Here is an 18,987-nt window from a genome sequence, read left to right on the forward strand (position 1 = left end):
AGATAAGCTTCTACCTTGGTCAGATTAAATTCCACAAGAATGTAAAGTTAGTATTAAAGAATAGTATAATATATGGCCTTCATCTTTAATAGGTGGAGGCTATTTTACGCTTATGGTTTAATTAATACCTGTTCTTTATAAAAAAACTATCCTTCAACCTTACTATCCACAATCTCTTTTATAATTTTTCCCGAGACATTTTCTACCTTATATTTATCTGGATTTATATTACGAATTAACTTTTTTAAGATTTCAATATTTTTAACATCTACTTCAATTTCAGGATGTTCTTTTTTTAAAACCTGTAAAACATTATCAGTAGCAAAACGTGGAACACCAATTTTTGATACAATTACAGCTTCTTTAGAAGATACACCATAATAGATATAAGACGGCAACATTTTTGCATTATCTGTTTCAATATCATAACTCAATTCTTGATAAATATTTATCCCCCATGGCATATATGATTTCATTTGACTATTTAGATATCTATTACATAGTTCAATTACATCTTCAATTGATTGATTTTCTCTTCTAATTACAGCCGCAATATCTCTTATCTTTTGACCATTTACCCAACCAAGCAAAATACTAGCTATGCTTTGTGAATCTAATTTTCCATAACCAAGCATTTCGATATTAATTTCTGGTATTCTAGCAATAATTTCAATAATTTTAGTCAATTTATCAAGATTCTTCGTCTGCAAAATTATCTCAGATACTTTATACTCATTATCCCCCTGTTCTTTTAAATCCATTATAAAAGCACCAACCATTTTTTTAACTTTTGAATAACTTACGTCACTAATCCCTAGTTGATCCGCTTTCTCCAAATCTTCTTTCTTTTTTTCACTAATATGTCTTACATATTTTGTAACAAAACTATTTAATTTACGCTGTGCATTTATATACCCTTCTTGCTTATTCAAACTATGGTACAAAAATGAATCATTCAAAATTGTCCTGATTTTTGCCATATCTGATGGATTAACATTATAATCATAACCTATATTTAAAATATGATTAATATATTGGATTAAATTTAATACTGGTAAATTTTCTGACTCCTTAAGAATATTATAATCTAAACTTATCTGAGCATCTCCAGCAAAAAAAACATTAAGAGATGAAATAACTTCCTCTAAATCCGCTTTAATATACCTCTTAGCATTTTCTCGTGTTTCCTTTTGTGAATTAGTATAAGATATAATAACATATCCTTCTTTATCTTTATAAGCTCTTCCTGCTCTTCCAGCTATATTCCAAAATTCTGCATTTGTAAGATTACGAGGATTCTTTCCTCTAAATTTAATTGTATCAAATATTACAGTATTTATAGGAAAATTCATTCCTTGTGCTAATGTAGTAGTCGCAAATACAAGTTTAATATAATTTTTTCTTATTAATTCTTCAATTGTTTCTTTAACAAGACTTGATAATCCAGAATTATGATAACATACTCCATACCTTAAACACTCTAACAAAGTATTATCATCATTAGTTTCTAATCTAATTATCTCTAATGCCTTCTTAATTTCCAGATTCGAACTCAAATCCCTCAATTGATTCTTTGACACAAAATAACTTGTTATTTGCTTTGCTAAGTTTTTTGTAGAACCAGGCCCTGTACATAATACTAAAATATTTCCATCCTGATCAATAAAATCATTAAGTATAACACATAATTTTACTGTATTATTCACATTATCCATATTTAATTGACATTTCACATCTTTAGGATTACTTCTTAATAATATTTCAATGTTTTCAGAACCCAATTGGTTTCTAGCCGATTTATAAAATTCTAATGTTGATTTGGTTTTGTTGTGCTTTAAAAGATTACATCCAATATACTGCCTTGTTGGTGTCCATTCCATTGATATTATCGAAGAATTCCTCTTAGAATCACCTAACCACTCCCCTATTTCTTCTGGATTAGAAATAAAAGGACTTAACAATAAAAAATTAGCTTCCTTTATTTTTTGCTTAACAGCCGCCAAAACTAACTCGAATTTTGATCCTCTAGAACTATCTCCTATGTTATGTGCCTCATCCATAATCACTAACCGAGTATCCAAAATAGATGGATGTCCCTGACGAATTAGTGACTCTAATTTTTCTGGTGTACTAATTAAAATATCAATATGTTTTTGACTTAATATTTCTTCTTCTATTTCATCAACATCATAAAAAGGCAACGTAGTTTCAATATTAAAATCAAAATCTTTGAAATCCTCTTTTAAATCTCGCTTAACCTGATCAATCAATGCATTTGTTGGAACTATATAACAAACAGTCGGTTTAAAATTGTTTACACGATAATTATGCAAACTAAATAATATTTGCATTTCTGCTAATAAAGACTTTCCTGCACTAGTAGGCATATTCACTATAATACTCTTTTTTGGAGTTAACACCTCAGAAATAACATCTCTCTGTGACGGAAGTAGTGAATAAATATAGCTACCACCTCCCGATAAATTATCTTCAATGAACTTACGAATCTTTGGAGATTTTTCGGCAATATTCCAAATGGAGTTCTCTGCCACCTGCTCATAAGAATACTTTAGTAAATAACCAATTAATTTTAGTTCTATCTCTTCTGATCCAAGTAAATAAAACGCATTATAAGAATAGATATCAATTAGACTATAAATATCTTGATTGTCTTCATTTTCAATTTTCCCATTAAATAAATATTCTCTTAATAATCTGCTAAGATAAATTATATTCCCAAACGCACTTATCTTTAATCCATTTTTGATATCTATTTCCTCTTTTTCTAATTCGATTTTCTGTGCTTCTTCTAATAAACTCTCTGTTTTTTTTATATGTGAATCTAAACTGATTAATCCATTATAATTTTTGATATTGCTTACCATTAAAACAATTAAGTAGTAAGTGTGAAACTCTAATTGACTCATAATATCCATATTGGAAATTATGTCCTTATAATCTAATAGATTCATATTATATTCTTCTATAACAATATTTGATATGGTTTGTTCATCAGCTAGATAAGAAAGCATCGCATACATAACAAGATAAGATAAATTTTCTAATACATTTTCATTGTGTTGATCAAATAATTGTTCATATAAAGATGCAGTTGTCTTATATAAATCAGACAACAATCTTTTTCTTTCATAACTATCAATCTCTTCCATATTAGGATTTTCTAAAACAATAGCCATTAATGCATTAAGAAGATTTGTCTTTGAAAGCAATTCATCTTTTGAATATATATTTATATTTTCTTTTGATACAGATTTAAATTTATAATAAATGTGATTAGCATCAATATTATTAAGCATAGCAGTAAGAGAAGAAATGTTTTCTTCACTTGTATTAAATACTGCTTTTATTGAATTTATAATTCTATCAATATTATTCATTACCCATCGCCTCTGTATAAATATCATCACTAAAATCATTTATAGATCGTCCAAATGCAAATATAATATTTTCAATATTCTTATTATCTATACCTTTAACAACAAAATTTTTATAATCTCTAGAATCTCTATTTTGAACAATGTTAATATTATTTCTAATTAATACAGGAAAAAACATAATACTTTCTGCCAATTCAGTTTTATTACCAGTAATTAACTTAGTTAAAAAATCCACTATTCTTTGTAATTCCTCATCTTTTATCTTAATATTTCTTATTCCATACATATACTGTAAAATTTCTCTTGTAACTCTTTTTTCTTTATTATCAATTGATTTTTGTATATCTTCTTGTAATGAAGGAACAGAACTACAAGGTATCTTTTTCTCTTCTGAAGCTTTTACTTCACAAATTACAAACTTTATCTGATTATTAACTATTCTTATACCTGGCACATCAATACCAGGAGTATGTTTATCTATTTCTACTGGCTCAATATTCATCCTTTTATCTGCTTCTTCATAAAACTTACAATTGTATTCCTTTTCTAATAAAAGTTGAGCCATCCACTCAGTAACTCTTTCTCTTCGAACATCAAACTGAGGTATCTTAGATTTTTGTGGGATGTTAATCTTAGCAACTTGCTCATTAAATTTTTGTATAAATTCAGGATTTAAATTTTTGGAACCATAATAATTTAAATCAAAGTTTTCTATATCGTGTACTTTAGACTTTCTTATTTTACTTACCAAATATTCTTTCAATTCAGAAAAACTTTGTTCATCTTCGATATCATATTCAAACAACTTAACATTTAAACCATTTACTTTTGTTGATGCTAATTCATTAATAGCCATAAAGTCAAATCCCCTTTTAATATTCTTACAAAAGTTTATACTATGTTAATTATAGCAAATTAATCTTTTTCCTTCTACTATAATCTAATGTTATAATTCAACAAATATTATATGATAGAAAAAATAATAACTAGCTATAGTACGACAGCTAGTTATTATTATTCTATTGACCTTATAATCTTCTCTTTAATTTATTTTTTACTACATTCTTGATACCATCAACTTTATTAATTAAACTTCAAATACCTGGTCTCTATCAATTTAATCTGCTAAATCTTTATAAATTATGCATAAGGTATTAGGCTAATACCATGTTTATTATAAACAATGAAGTATCCTATTCATGATCGGAGCTTTTGGCTTTTTCATATGTGAATTATACAGTTTTTCTAAGCCATCTACATTTTGATTTATTTTTTCCTTAATAAAATCCATTTTATTCATAGGTATATGCTCAACAAATAAATACATTAAATGACTTCTTAATGAATAATCATCATATTCATAGGCAAGTTTTAAATCTTCTAGTGTAATATCTTGCCCTCTTCCTTTTTCTATTTCTATTTCTCTATATTTCATAATAGTTTCTACTATTACAGGCATAATACTATATTTAGGTTTAGTCTTTTCATACAACTTTCTAAATTCATTAAATTTATTTTTTTCGCCTTCAACTAAAAAATATATATACTCTGAAATAAAATTAAAACGATAATCATCAATACATAAATTTAGATCTAATTTTAATATCCCTTTTAATTCATCAAAGCTAATTTTTCTCTTATCTGTATACTTCTCCATTTCTATCCCATATTCTTCCCAACTTTTATCCTCATAATTTTTATCTTTCATAATAAATTCCTCCTTATTTAATTCAAATATTTCTTAAAATTAATTATCGTTATTTTATTTCCATATACTAACCATGCATTTTAAAATAATATTAATGCATCTATAGTTTAAAACCCTATATACTAATTTCATATTTCCTTCTTTGATTTTGAATAAGTATATTTAATCTTTTATACCAATCACTTCCCATATGAGCATTTAAAAGTATGATAATTTCTTCTAATATCCAAATCTGTATTCTTGGATCCATAAGCTTTATATTTTCGCTCACATATCCAGTACAAAATAAAACACCTCTATTAATTTTATCATCCACTATTGAATATCCAAATGCCCTTACAGTTTCCTTAGTTAACTTAGTCGTTTTATATAACTTGCATTCAATATATACCTTTTCACTTCCATCTGTCCGATTTATAGATGCTATAATATCTTTTCCACCATCCTTAGTTTCAGGAGTTAACTCAGTACTATAACCCAAGTCTTCATATAATGATCCTATTAGCCATTCAAATTCCCTTGGCTTTAAATTTAAAATATATTTTTCTAATCCATTACTATTTTTAATATATTTTGCTTCTATAATTTGTATGCATTGGTCTATACCAAGTATCCTATCATCTGGTAATAAACATACTTCTGCTTCTAAATATGATTTTAACGCTCTTATAGCTTTGTAGGGTTTATAAGGTAAATATTGCAATACCCAAGTTAGCCCTTCCCATGCTTCATCTCCATTTTCAATTCTTTTATTCTGTTCAGCTTCTAAAACGTCTTGGTAAACCTTTTTATGATCATCCTCCAATATTTCCCCATAATTTCGTAATAAATTAATTTTTGTTTTATAATAAACAATATCCATTGTCCTAGTAAAAGGCTGTAATAATAGTCTTAAAATAACTTTAACTTCTTTTTCCTCAATATTTGTAATATTTCTTATATATGAATCCACCCATTCTTGATAAGGAATTCTAAACCTTGGATAAACAATTTCTCTATTTTTGATTAGATCTAGCCACTCTTCAAAATTATTATAATTATCAGTATACAAGTATTCAAATAATCCCATACTAATCACTCCAGCTATTTAGTAAATAAAATATTTTTTTCAAACATTAAATTAATATTTATTATAACCATGCCCAATATTAAGCCAAATATACAAAATTAGATACTGCATATGGAATATCTATATATAACTTATCATCAATCACATTTCTAATATTATTTGTTAACAAATACAAAAATTAAGAAACACCAAATACCATAATTAAATAACCACATATCTAATATGTTCTGAATTGTCTTTCCTTAGTATAGTATCTTTATAAACTCTTCTATTTTCTATTTTGGTTACTCTTGAATCCTCAAACAGTCTTGCTGAAGGATAGCTAGCATCAACATTTGTATATAAATATAAATCCCCACTAATATATGCTACTTGAAACATTTTATCAGTTTTTCTACGATTGTAACTATGTATCATATTCAACCAATCAAAGGATATCAATACTTCTTGTGATATTTGTCTTATACATGCATATGCAGGATTATTATTAAAATCATATGAAGTATTTTGAAAAGTATATTTCCAACCTATCGAATTACTCTTTGTTAAATTTGCATATGACTCATTCAACTCTTCATCCACATGAGCTCCACCATCTTTATTAGAAACTCTTAGTATCAGTTCTTTTCTGGAAAATAAGTTTTCTTTATCATCAAGTACAATTTCATTCCACCAATCTTTAAATAATAACCATTTATTAGGCATATGATTATCCGAATAAAAACTAGGCTCATACTCACCGCTAATACCTGATGTTATTTTCAAAGAAAGTAAGCCTAAATATGGAGACAAATTAGCTGGAATATATGGAGTTACTGATGATAACAAATAAATATTATTTTTAACTTTTAAATGAGAAAGTAATGATGTCGATTTATTAGTATCATGAAATAAAACTCTTATAGTAGTTGCCAATCTCTGTGCCTCATCTTCAAATCCTTCATCATATGACTTGGATGATAATTCTATAAACTTTACCTGTGATTTTAAATGTTTCATAAAATCATCTGTACTTTTTTTATATTTCTTAACTTTCTTTTTCTTGCTCACAATATCCCCTCCGATAACTGTTAATTATTAATCAAATATTTTTTCTTATTCATTTTCCGCACTTCTTTCTACTCATATAAATACATCTTCTATAATAATTCCACTTACTTTAGTATATCTAGTAAAAACACTCACTTCTATTAAAAAGGTTTCTGAAAATATATTTAAAAATACAGATTTAACTACAAAATACTTGAATCATATAAGCCAATTTAATAAAAACACAGGGACGTTTCATTTATATTACATAAATAAAACGTCCCATTAATTTATTCATTTAGTATTGACCTTTTTTAACCCATTCACAGCCATATTGATAAATTAAATTTGCTGCTTTCTCAATTAATGTTTCATCATATAGATAGAATTTTTCACATAAAACTTCATATGGATCATAAGGTCCTCCAAGGAAATATTGATAACCTCCCTCTCTTGAATCATATGGTACGCAATTGGCTGGATCTTCATAATTTTCATAAAACCAATCAATCATTTTCCTTAATACTTCTTTCCTCCATAATGCATTAGCTATTTTATCATACCTTTTATTGTTTTTTTCAGAAACCTGAATCTTATCACAAATAATTTCTGGTATAACTTTTCTTTCATTAATAAAAACACTTATATCTTTTTTATTTTTATCTTCTTCATTTTTCACTTCTTTTACTGTTTCTGGTGATGCATTAAAAAGATTAAGTAAAGTTGAAAATTCAATTATGTGTAAGGTCTTACCTCCCGTATATCGTTTAAATTCATAAATAAGTTCATATCTTGGATAAATATTTTGTCCATTACTTTGATGCCACCAATCTGCTTTTACATCGCCACTAACAAAAATAATATCCTTTTCCCTCTCCCTTCCTATTCTAAGAATAGTTTTCCAAACTAGCAAATCTCCAATTCTTTTATCTTTTTTAGATGCGTCTTTATACCCAGGGGGAATATCGTTTCTATAACGATTTTCTAAATCATTAAGAATATCTTTTTCTTCGAATTCAGTATCCATTAAACAATCTTTCGTAAAAAACTCATTATATACTAAACTCACTGGATCATTCCAATTCCAAGTTTTGATATTATCCACTACAGTATCTAGATTTTTTTTATATTCTATTAATAGATCATCTATTTGTTTTTCTAAATCTAGTATCTTTTTATATTCTTCAAACTCCTCGAGTAAAGGATATTTCCCATTCTGCAATTTAGGTATTTTGCTTTTTTTATCTAAGAGTTGTTTAATTATTTCACATAACTTAATAGGTCTATTCTTTGCAAATTCCCTTGCTACCTGCCCTGGAATTATTAGTCTTTTTTCAGATGATAATATTTCATATACATTTTTTATAGCTTCTAAAGTTGACTTTCCTATTGTATAAGGTAATAGCAATACATTTGTATCTATCACAATTAAGCAATCATCTTTGATATTATCTAATTCCTTAAATTCATTTTTAAAAATTCCCTCTATGTCTGAATAAATCTTATTATATACAAATATATCTTTCTCATCTTCCAAAGGTTTGTCCCCCATATTTTTATACCTCCAATAATACGTGTAGTAAAGTTACTTAACAAATCTAATTTTCTACTTCTTTATTACTTCTACATAATCTCTCTAAATCCTGCCACAGTTATATGACTTAATCTAACAACTATTTTTCTTTTATTCACCTTCTACACTTCTATTTAACTTATAATTCGCAGCCTTAATCATATTATTCATGATTGTATTAACCTAAATTTTTTATAAATATTATCTATCTTAGTTATTAATGTTTGAATTCTTAAAAATATCTTTTTCGTTATTTAAAATTCATTGTATATATTTCGTTCTTGAATCTTCTGCCATTATTTAAACAATAATTCTTTTTTAATTTCAAGTTCAGCAATATGCATTTGTTGTTTTTGTTGTAATAACTCATTATCATATAATTTAATCTTTTCACAAAACCTCATATTCCCTTTTATCAAGTTTAATTTATATTAGTTTTAAGTCTCTCATCTAAATTACCTACCCCAGGTACAAGCATACCATCTTTATTTAAAGAGTCAGATTCCCCACATACATAAATTTTACAATTACGCACCTCCATCTTTAAATCTTTAATACCTTGATTTGAATAAAATATTGAAGCTACAATAACATTTTTAGGATTATACTTTTCAATAGACTTTTTTAATAAATGAACAGCTGTGCATCCAGTTGCCAATACTGACTTTGCAACTATAACCGTATCTACTATTTCATACTCCTTTACTTCAGGCAATTCCATTGCCCTAACTGGACTACTTAATGCTTCCTTCCCTCTAAGCCCTCCAAAATCCATATACCCTCTTAAACTATTTTCTATACTGCTTGAAATACCTTCTGCAAAATTATTATAATCATCTCTAGTACTTATAATTACCACTCTTGGATTCATCATTACTAATCCTTCGTATTCTATATTAAGTGGAGTAGTTATTATTTTTGTTTTAACAAATTCTTGTCCTATTATTTCTTCTCCTACATACTCTCCCACCTTATAAAGAGAATCTTTTATATCATTATTAGTAGATTCTTCAGCACGAATTTTAGTCTGAAGCATCTTTACAAATCGATTATCTATTCTATGCATTACTATACACTCCTAACCAATCCAAATTTCAAATTGTTCTTGTAACTCACTAATACATCCCCAAAAATCTTTATAAACTTTTTCCCTATCAAAATGCATAATGCATGTTTTCCCAAAAAACCCATACTCCAATTCCACAAAATCCTTTGCTAATTTATAACATACAGTAGCATTAGGTTCTGGCTTCATTTGTTTTGCAATTCTAACAAAGTGATCAAGATAATTTAAGTTTTCACCAATATCTGCTCTTTCTTTTATCCAATTAACAAAAGAATTTAGTACTAATTGTCTTAATTCATCAATATTCTGAAATGTAGATCTCCAATACCCACTATAATAGTTACATACCTTATCAATAAAATCTTTTTGCCTTTGATCTATCATCCCTGAAGACTCATAGTTTTCTTTGAAAACTAATATTTTTGTAGGGTCGTCTCTCATTGCTTCATCAAATTCAATCTCTGTCGCTGATTTTCCACTCGGTAATTCAAGTCCAAATTCTTTCCCAAGTATAAGTAAATACAAATCACAATCTCTTGCCATCTTTGCAGTTTTCATTCTTGAACTTATCCCATATGAAGAATCATTAACTGGATCTACACCTATGAGTTCAATAAATTCAATATTATCAAACACACTCTTTACTGCTTTTCTCTCCTCTTCTAGATCTTGAACAGTTGAGCTAAGCATTACTTTTATTTTTCCCATAAAACACCTCCATAATTTAAAATAAAGACAGCTCATCATTCCAAAGCTGCCTTCATCTATAATGTCAATATTCATCTTTAACTATTCCTAAACTCCTCTGGCCTATCCCCCAATCTAAAGTTATGCAATATAGCTTGTACTATCCTTTTAGATGCATTGCCATCTCCATAAGGGTTTACTGCTTTAGCCATTTTTTCATATTCAGTAGAATCTGTTAATAATAAGCTAGCAGCATTATATATATCTTCTTCATCTACTCCAACTAATTTTACAGTTCCTGCTGATACTGCCTCTGGTCTTTCTGTTTCAGTACGAAGTACTAGAACAGGTTTACCTAATGAAGGTGCCTCTTCCTGAAGTCCACCTGAATCAGTCATAATCATAAAACATCTATCCATTAGATTGTGCATATCTTGAACATCAATAGGTTCAATTAGTTTTACCCTATCCATATCTCCTAAAATAAAATAAACAGTATCTCTCACAGCAGGATTCAAATGTACAGGATAAATAATCTTAACATCTTCATTATCTTCTACAATTCTTTTTACAGCTCTACAAATATTTTCTAATGGTTCACCAAGGTTTTCCCTTCTATGAGCAGTTAATAAGATATACTTTCCATTATCAAAATCAATATCCTTCAATACATCATTTTTAAAAACATAATCACTATCAACCGTATGCTTTATAGCATCTATTACAGTATTACCAGTGATATAAATACCTTTAGTAATATTTTCTTTAATAAGATTTTCCTTATTAGTTATAGTAGGAGCAAAATGTAATTCTGCAATATTTCCAGTAAGAACTCTATTCATTTCTTCTGGATAAGGTGAATACTTATCATATGTACGAAGTCCTGCCTCAACATGTCCTACAGGTATCTTATTATAAAAAGCAGCTAATGCTCCTACAAAAGTAGTTGAAGTATCACCATGTACCAATACAATATCAGGCTTAACACTTTCCATTATATTAGCTAATCCCTCTAAAGCTCTAGTGGTAATAGTAGTTATAGTTTGTCTATCTTGCATAATATCAAGATCAAAATCAGGCTCTATATCAAATATTTCTAATACTTGATCTAACATTTCTCTATGTTGAGCAGTAACACAAACATAACTATCTATCAAAGGTTCTTTTTCCAATTCCTTAACCAATGGAGCCATCTTTATAGCCTCAGGCCTTGTCCCAAATATACTTAAAACTTTTACTTTGTTCACGACCTCACTCCCTCTTTAACTTGTTCTTCACTGCCTTAATCATACTATCCACTTCCTCAATTCCCATAAAGTAAATAATAGCAAAATATACAACTGCTCCTATAATAATAGCTGCTATCAATGATAAATTTTCACTTATATGTTTAAGTAAAACATCATATGACAACTTAGCTATAACTCCCATCGCTAACGATGCACATAGGATTTTTATAAATGAAATAACTATATTCTTCAAACCAAATGAACCTATTTTCTTTCTAAAGCTTATGAATAATAATACTGTACAAAATATAGCAGATATACTTGTTGCTAAAGCAAGTCCACCTATACCCATGTATTTTGAAAGGATAATGTTTAAAACAATATTCATAGCCATTGCTATAGCAGCATTAATCATTGGAGTTTTAGTATCTTGCAATGAATAGAAAGCTTTTGATAAGATGGCTCTGAAACTATAACCAACCATACCTATCGAATAAAAAAATAATGCATCTGCTGTCAAGTTTATTGCTTCTAAATTAAATGCTCCTCTCCCAAATAAAAATCTAATTATCTGTTTTGCAAATATTAGTGCTCCCACCGTAACTGGTATAATTAACAAACTAATTGAATTTATAGCCTCCAATACCGTATCTTTTAAGCCATTCATATTATCTTGTGTAGCCATTTTTGATATGACAGGATATATAACTGTTGATATAGATGCTACAAATATTCCCTGTATAAAGAGGTTCAATTTATTTGCATAATTAAGAGCAGATATCCCACCTACTACAATACTAGATGCCAAAGTTCTATCAACAAGTACATTTATTTGATCTACAGAAGCACCTATTATAACAGGGATTGCTAAATAAGCCATTTTCTTTAAGTTCTCGTCCCTAAAATTAAATATGAATTTATATTTATACCCCTCTCTATGAACAAATGGCATTAATATAAGCAATTGAGAAAATATGGCCAAAACACTTCCAACAGATAATATCATTATATTTATTTTAGAACTCAAAATTACTGATACTATAGTAATTATATTTAGTGGAAATCCAGTTAGTGATGGTGCTATATAGTTACCATTCACCTGCAAAAATCCATTAAATATGTATATCATAGCCGTAAAATATATCCCTAATAAACTTATCTTTGTAAATTTAGTTGCTAATATTAAAGTTTCAGTATCAAATCCTTTTGCAAACATCTTGACTATTTGCTCAGTAAATAAAAGTCCGAATATAATTATTATAGTGCATATTATCAACAGTATATTTATAAGGTTATTTGTATACTTATGACTCTCCCCCGTACCATAATTATTTTCTATCTCACTATAAATAGGTATATATCCAGTTAAAATTGCTATCCCAACAAAAGTAAATATAACTCCCGGGATTGATAAAGATATTAAATAAGCATCGCTTATATTTGAGGCTCCATAAAAATATGAAAGTGTCACATCTCTAGCAAAACCCAATATTTTAGATACTATTGTTATTAACATTATAATTATTGCTGTTCTTTTCATTTATTACTCATACCCCACTTATGTTTTTTAGCTTTGCCAAATAACCAATAGTTTTATAAGGATAGCATCTATTTATTTTAGTAACAAAAATTTCAAACGTATCCCTATTATCTATGCCTATTCTATTTAATTCATATATTGAATCTTTGCCAATATCTATATTTTTAGAACGATTTGTGGTTACAGCACCACTAAAGCCACTTTTTTGTACTATTTCTATAGTGTCTGCATTATAGTTGCATTTTTTCCCAAACGGATAAGCAAAAGTAGTTATTTTTTTATTTAAAAGTTCTTCCAAGGTTCTTTTTCCCATAAGTATTTCTTCATATGCTTCATTATACTTCAGTTTCCCTAAATCTACATGGTTTAAAGTATGTCCTCCTATGTCCATAAACTCACATTTAGACAATTCTTTTAATTGCTTAGCTGACATCATCTTATTTTTTGAACCCTCATCATTATTGTTTAATAAAGCAGGCGGTACAAAAACTGTTGCCTTAAGTTCTAATTTATTTAGGATTGGCAAAGCTATGGAATAAGTAGATTTATAACCATCATCAAATGTTATAATTATAGAATTATCTTGCAATTTTCTGCCTAAGTTTATTGATTCTATATAATCTTCCAAACTAATTACCTTATAATTATTTTTCAAATATAACATCTGTTTCTCAAACACTTTTTTATTAATTAAATCGTGATACATTATAATTTTAACTTCTTTCCTAGAGACACTGAATGCCTTTAACTTCCATAGCCTAGATAAATAAATAAAGTTCATGATTTTAAGATATAATTTTCTCAAAATATAACCAACCTTTCTCAATTATAGTCTATATTATAGGATGTTATGCGTTCTTAACCAAATCAAATACTAGGTTTTCAAATTTTCTCATATTCTTATCCCCATCAAATTTATTAATAAAAAACTCCTTAATATTCGACTCCATATCTTCCAACAATTTTTCATTGTTTAAGAGTTTTAATACGCTATTAGCATAATCTTCAGGTTCGTCACTATCTATTAATATTCCTGTTTCTCCATCAATAATATATTCACCCATAATTTCACTTTCCCTTGAAATTAAAACTTTACCACATCTTGGTATATCCACCATCCCGGCTGATTTATCTGTAGCATAAACACCTAATGTAACCTGTCGTACAATATTTGGTATATCTGTACTAAACCCTAAGAAATAAACATATTTCTCAATTTTAATTTCTTTACACATTTGTATTAATTCTTCTCTTAAAGGCCCATCTCCAACTACCAAAAATATAACTTCATTATAGTCTTCTATTACAAAAGGAACCATTTTAATGAATGTCTCAAGCCCTTTTCCTTTAACTAATCTACCAATAGAGCAAACAATTTTCTTGTTTTCAGGGACACCTATTTTTTCCCTTATATTTTCATAATTATCTTGATCTATAGCTTCATTAATCTTTGCGTACGAATATATTACACTTATTTTTTCCAAAGAAACCCCTGCTAAGTTTAGATCTTTTTTAGTACTCTCATTAAATGTTATATACCTATCAGTCCACCTCTCAAAAGGTAAAATTTTCAATGTCTTTGTATTAAGTCTTTCATGTGTTCTAATTAAATTAGGCTGTGATCTTATATGCTTAATTTTAGTAAAATGAGCTGCTGTTGCCCCTACCATATATAAAGTTGGATCAATAGTATGAATTGCATCTATATTGTTTTGTTTAACATATTTAATAGTTTTAAATATATATTTAATATTTACATAGGATTTAAGTTCTTCTCCCATTTTAACAAATTTTATTTCTGGATTAGTAATATCTTTCTTTAATACCCCCTCCTTAATATATAATACATGTACATTAAATTTATCTGTGTCTATATTATTTAACATTCTTACATTTACCTTCTGAACACCACCTATATCAAATTTATTAATCAAAAATAAAATATTTATTCTTTTATTCATAATCCTGCTCCTTGTAAAATTTTACATTATTTTTTTTATAAATTACATGATTTTTATCAAATGTTGCCCTTAGACTTAGACCTAAAAATATCCAAAACTTGAAATCTATTAAGTACGAACTACTTACCATTAAGTGGACTACCCCTATGCAAAACCATATAGCCATAAATCCTGAAACCTTTTTGTTTTTTGAAAACAATACCTTGAAAGTAATAACACCTAAAAAAGTTATTATCAATACTCCAACTATTAATCCAAAATTTCCTATTAACTCAAGAATTAGATTATGAACATATCCATTCATAATTGCCCTATCTCCCGCTAAGCCTATACCAAATAGTGGATTCGCTTTTGTTTCGTCTACCATCCTTTTATATAAATAATCTCTACCACTTAAATGTAAATCATCTTGTAAGAATAGTTGTATGCTCCTACTATGTATTCCAAACCTTAATAAAAAATTATATAAATTTTCCAATATAGTATCTAGAAATAGTAAAAAAGTAATTATAAGTGCTATAATTATTAGATACATTAATATTGTTTTAAAATTTAGCTTTTTTTTCGTAGTAATAAACTTTAATATAATAAAAACTCCAATACACATGATAGCCCCTCTAGAACCTACCGCTAAAATAATAAGAAGTGATATTAAAACAACAATTAATGATTTAAAATTAAACTTTTCTATGATTTTATCCATATACACTATAGTTGGTAACAACATATAATAGGATAAAGACATACTATAAGTACCAACAGAAGCTCTATTTGAAAATACTAGTACTCCAATAATAAACCCAACAATAAAAACTATTAAACTTGTTTTTTTCATTACATCCTTTAATACATTCCAATCATTAATACTATAACTATAAATTAAAGATGGGAGACTAGTAAAAAAGAATGGAAATATAATTGTCTTCAGATAAACCCAATTCTCTCTAAAAAAAATATAATTTAGTAAAAATATAAAAATTGATATAAAATAGGCAATCACAAATTTAAACTTATTTCTTTTTAATACTGTTGGTAAAACTATAATGTAGAAAAGCCCTACAATTATCTTCGATAAAATTTGTATTCTATTACCATTAAATGTACCTATTAAATTAAAGTAAATAAGTATTAAGTATTGTATTGTTAATATAACAAAAGATGACATAATTGCTATACTAATCTTTTTATCTTCTAATATACTTTTATTTAAACTTTTTTGTAATGTTTCAGTCATAGTTATCCTCACTTATATTAATAAATAATATTTGTTTTACTACATTCAAGATATATATTTAAATACTCTTTAGCTATCTTATCCCAATCAAATCTATCAACTTTTTCTATACAATTATTTGAAATAACTTCATAATCATTTAAAATATCTTTAATCTTCTCAACTATTTCCTCTGACGAATCATATTGAACTGAATATCCAACTTCCCCTTCGTCAAATTGTCCATCAAACCCTTGCTCTCTTGTATAAATTATTGGTAATCCTTGAGACATTGCTTCTGCATATACAAGGCCAAAGGTTTCATGTTTTGAAGGCATTACAAAAATATCTGAATCTTTATAATAATTTATTAAATCTTCTTTTTGACAATAAGGTATATACTCAATAAATAAATATTTTTTAATAAAATCATTATATTTTTTATCTGTTATCTTTCCTATTATCTTATAGCTTATTTCACAACCTTGTTCTATTAAACGTTCACAGACCATTATAGTAGTTTCTATATTCTTGTTAGTATCAACATTCCCTGCATAAATAAGCTTTATTTTATTGTCTTTATGTGTATTTCTATCTTTAAACTTGTTTTTTAACCAAAACTCATCTATACCATTTGGTATGACTACAGATTTTTTTTCTATTTCCTTTTTATATTTATCAGGAATAAATTTATTTATAGTATATTTCTTATATGGCTCAGATATAAATATAACTTTCTGTGCATTTTTTAATATATTTACACCCATTACTCTTAAGTGTATCATCTTGTCAAAGAATACATTTAGATCTGTATTTCTAACTGCCACTATATATGGTATGTTATACTCTTGATTCAATTTATACGCTATGTATCCATTTGAAAATAAAGAATGTGCATGCATTATATCATATTTTTTAAACTCCATTTTACTCTTTATATCGTTTAAAACTTTAGTATGCTTTACATGAAAGAATAATCTATCAAATTTATTGTAACATTTAGATATATAAATATTTGATGGATACTCTTCTTTTGTCTTATAACTTTTATCTATAAAAACATACGCATCTTCGTCTATATTGAGTTTTTCTAAAGAATCAAATAGTCTTTGATACAATTTAGATGTAACATAATATGAACAGATTTGTAAAATTTTAATTTAAATCATCCCCAGTTAAAATAATTTTACAATTATAAACTCCAATAAGAATATCCTTTTTTCTCACATTCTTTTCTGTCTAATATATGTTTAATATCTATTATAACTTTATCATCAGTTTTATATAGTTTGTCCAAAAATTTAAATCCATAACCTTCCTTAAAATCATTATGTGCTACAGCTAATACTACACAATTTAAATTATTTATTTCTTCCTTTTCTACTAAATGTATTCCATACTCCCTATACACTTCATCTTTATCTGCTACAGGATCATGTACCACTACATCAATACCATATTCTTCTAACTCTTCAATAATATCTACCACCTTAGTATTCCTTACGTCTGGACAATTTTCTTTAAAAGTAATGCCAAAAATTGCTACCCTAGAACCTTTTATTGACTGTTCTGCCTGAATCATTTTCTTTATTACATTACTAGCAACATACTTCCCCATGTCATCATTAATTTTTCTCCCGGCAAGAATTATTTGTGAATGATAACCTAACTGTTCTGCTTTATACACAAAATAATATGGATCAACGCCTATGCAATGACCTCCAACTAAACCTGGTGTAAAGTTAAGAAAGTTCCACTTTGTTCCTGCAGCTTCTAAAACGGCTTTTGTGTCAATACCCATTTTATTAAACACCATAGCAAGTTCATTCATAAATGCAATGTTTATATCTCTTTGAGAGTTTTCAATAACTTTTGCAGCTTCTGCTATCTTTATTGATTCTGCTTTATGAATTCCTGCTTTTATAATTGAAACATATACTTTTGAAATGATTTCAAGAGCTTCTTCGTCTGATCCAGAAACTATTTTTATTATTTTAGTTAATGTATTTACATTATCTCCAGGATTAATACGTTCTGGAGAATATCCAACTTTAAAATCAACTCCAATTTTTAAACCTGATTCTTTTTCAAGTATAGGAACACAAATTTCTTCTGTAGTACCTGGATATACTGTAGATTCATAAACTACTATAGAGCCTTTTGTAAGATTTCTGCCTACAGTTTTACTTGCATTAATAACTGGATCTAAATTAGGTGTTTTATCATGATTGATTGGAGTAGGCACCGCAATTATATGAAACCTGGCGTCTTTTAATTTGTATTCATCATCAGTAAAAGTCATAGTAGTATTTTTTACAGCTTTATCTCCAACTTCATTTGTTACATCAATACCATTTAAATATTTATCTAATTTCTTCTCATTTATATCAAATCCAACTACATCATATTTTTTTGCAAATTCAATTGCTAAAGGTAAGCCAACATATCCAAGACCAATAACTGATATTTTTTCTTCTTTATTCATAATTTTATTAAATAAGTCCATTTTATCTC

The 18,987-nt window shown here is 27.3% G+C and carries 15 protein-coding genes; all 15 read right to left on the reverse strand.

The window, feature by feature from the left end; translation table 11 throughout:
• Nucleotides 1–146: 146 nt before the first annotated feature.
• The 15 genes from BQ9840_RS07460 to BQ9840_RS07530 all read right to left on the reverse strand — a co-directional run bounded on the left by BQ9840_RS07460 (nucleotide 147) and on the right by BQ9840_RS07530 (nucleotide 18,979).
• Nucleotides 147–3,398, reverse strand: coding sequence for a DEAD/DEAH box helicase (locus tag BQ9840_RS07460; protein WP_159436108.1), 3,252 nt, complete (start codon nucleotides 3,396–3,398; stop codon nucleotides 147–149).
• Nucleotides 3,391–4,254: a hypothetical protein gene (locus BQ9840_RS07465; RefSeq protein WP_077369195.1), complete on the reverse strand. Its 864-nt coding sequence runs from the start codon at nucleotides 4,252–4,254 to the stop codon at nucleotides 3,391–3,393. The genes BQ9840_RS07460 and BQ9840_RS07465 overlap by 8 nt, the downstream gene beginning before the upstream one ends.
• Nucleotides 4,255–4,572: 318 nt before the next feature.
• Nucleotides 4,573–5,106 carry a hypothetical protein gene (locus tag BQ9840_RS07470; RefSeq protein ID WP_077369196.1) on the reverse strand — a complete coding sequence of 178 codons (534 nt, stop codon included), beginning with the start codon at nucleotides 5,104–5,106 and terminating at the stop codon, nucleotides 4,573–4,575.
• A 115-nt stretch (nucleotides 5,107–5,221) separates the two neighbouring features.
• Nucleotides 5,222–6,175 (reverse strand): restriction endonuclease, encoded by a 954-nt coding sequence (locus BQ9840_RS07475; RefSeq protein WP_077369197.1) that lies wholly within the window; start codon nucleotides 6,173–6,175, stop codon nucleotides 5,222–5,224.
• A gap of 201 nt (nucleotides 6,176–6,376) precedes the next feature.
• On the reverse strand, nucleotides 6,377–7,225 hold the full coding sequence (locus BQ9840_RS07480; protein WP_077369198.1) for a hypothetical protein: 849 nt from the start codon (nucleotides 7,223–7,225) through the stop codon (nucleotides 6,377–6,379).
• Nucleotides 7,226–7,502: 277 nt separating this feature from the next.
• Complete coding sequence (locus tag BQ9840_RS07485; protein WP_077369199.1) at nucleotides 7,503–8,756, reverse strand: PIN domain-containing protein; 1,254 nt, start codon at nucleotides 8,754–8,756, stop codon at nucleotides 7,503–7,505.
• Nucleotides 8,757–9,198: 442 nt separating this feature from the next.
• Nucleotides 9,199–9,843 carry a uracil phosphoribosyltransferase gene (locus BQ9840_RS07490; RefSeq protein WP_077369200.1) on the reverse strand — a complete coding sequence of 215 codons (645 nt, stop codon included), beginning with the start codon at nucleotides 9,841–9,843 and terminating at the stop codon, nucleotides 9,199–9,201.
• Between the two features lie 12 nt (nucleotides 9,844–9,855).
• Nucleotides 9,856–10,551 carry a DUF4062 domain-containing protein gene (locus tag BQ9840_RS07495; protein WP_159436109.1) on the reverse strand — a complete coding sequence of 232 codons (696 nt, stop codon included), beginning with the start codon at nucleotides 10,549–10,551 and terminating at the stop codon, nucleotides 9,856–9,858.
• A gap of 77 nt (nucleotides 10,552–10,628) precedes the next feature.
• The gene (gene wecB / locus BQ9840_RS07500; protein ID WP_077369202.1) at nucleotides 10,629–11,777 is read right to left on the reverse strand and encodes a non-hydrolyzing UDP-N-acetylglucosamine 2-epimerase; all 1,149 of its coding nucleotides are present in this window, start codon (nucleotides 11,775–11,777) and stop codon (nucleotides 10,629–10,631) included.
• A 4-nt stretch (nucleotides 11,778–11,781) separates the two neighbouring features.
• On the reverse strand, nucleotides 11,782–13,299 hold the full coding sequence (gene murJ / locus BQ9840_RS07505) for a murein biosynthesis integral membrane protein MurJ (protein WP_077369203.1): 1,518 nt from the start codon (nucleotides 13,297–13,299) through the stop codon (nucleotides 11,782–11,784).
• A 7-nt stretch (nucleotides 13,300–13,306) separates the two neighbouring features.
• The gene (locus BQ9840_RS07510; RefSeq protein WP_159436110.1) at nucleotides 13,307–13,927 is read right to left on the reverse strand and encodes a polysaccharide deacetylase family protein; all 621 of its coding nucleotides are present in this window, start codon (nucleotides 13,925–13,927) and stop codon (nucleotides 13,307–13,309) included.
• 220 nt (nucleotides 13,928–14,147) lie between these two features.
• Nucleotides 14,148–15,260: a glycosyltransferase gene (locus BQ9840_RS07515; protein ID WP_077369205.1), complete on the reverse strand. Its 1,113-nt coding sequence runs from the start codon at nucleotides 15,258–15,260 to the stop codon at nucleotides 14,148–14,150.
• Complete coding sequence (locus tag BQ9840_RS07520) at nucleotides 15,253–16,494, reverse strand: O-antigen ligase family protein (RefSeq protein ID WP_077369206.1); 1,242 nt, start codon at nucleotides 16,492–16,494, stop codon at nucleotides 15,253–15,255. Before BQ9840_RS07520 ends, BQ9840_RS07515 begins: the two co-directional genes overlap by 8 nt.
• Before the next feature lie 17 nt (nucleotides 16,495–16,511).
• Complete coding sequence (locus BQ9840_RS07525) at nucleotides 16,512–17,591, reverse strand: glycosyltransferase family 4 protein (RefSeq protein ID WP_077369207.1); 1,080 nt, start codon at nucleotides 17,589–17,591, stop codon at nucleotides 16,512–16,514.
• 74 nt (nucleotides 17,592–17,665) lie between these two features.
• Nucleotides 17,666–18,979, reverse strand: coding sequence for a nucleotide sugar dehydrogenase (locus tag BQ9840_RS07530; protein WP_077369208.1), 1,314 nt, complete (start codon nucleotides 18,977–18,979; stop codon nucleotides 17,666–17,668).
• Nucleotides 18,980–18,987 lie beyond the last annotated feature (8 nt).

It is taken from the genome of Anaerosalibacter sp. Marseille-P3206, from assembly GCF_900155565.1.
GTDB lineage: Bacteria > Bacillota > Clostridia > Tissierellales > Sporanaerobacteraceae > FUHM01.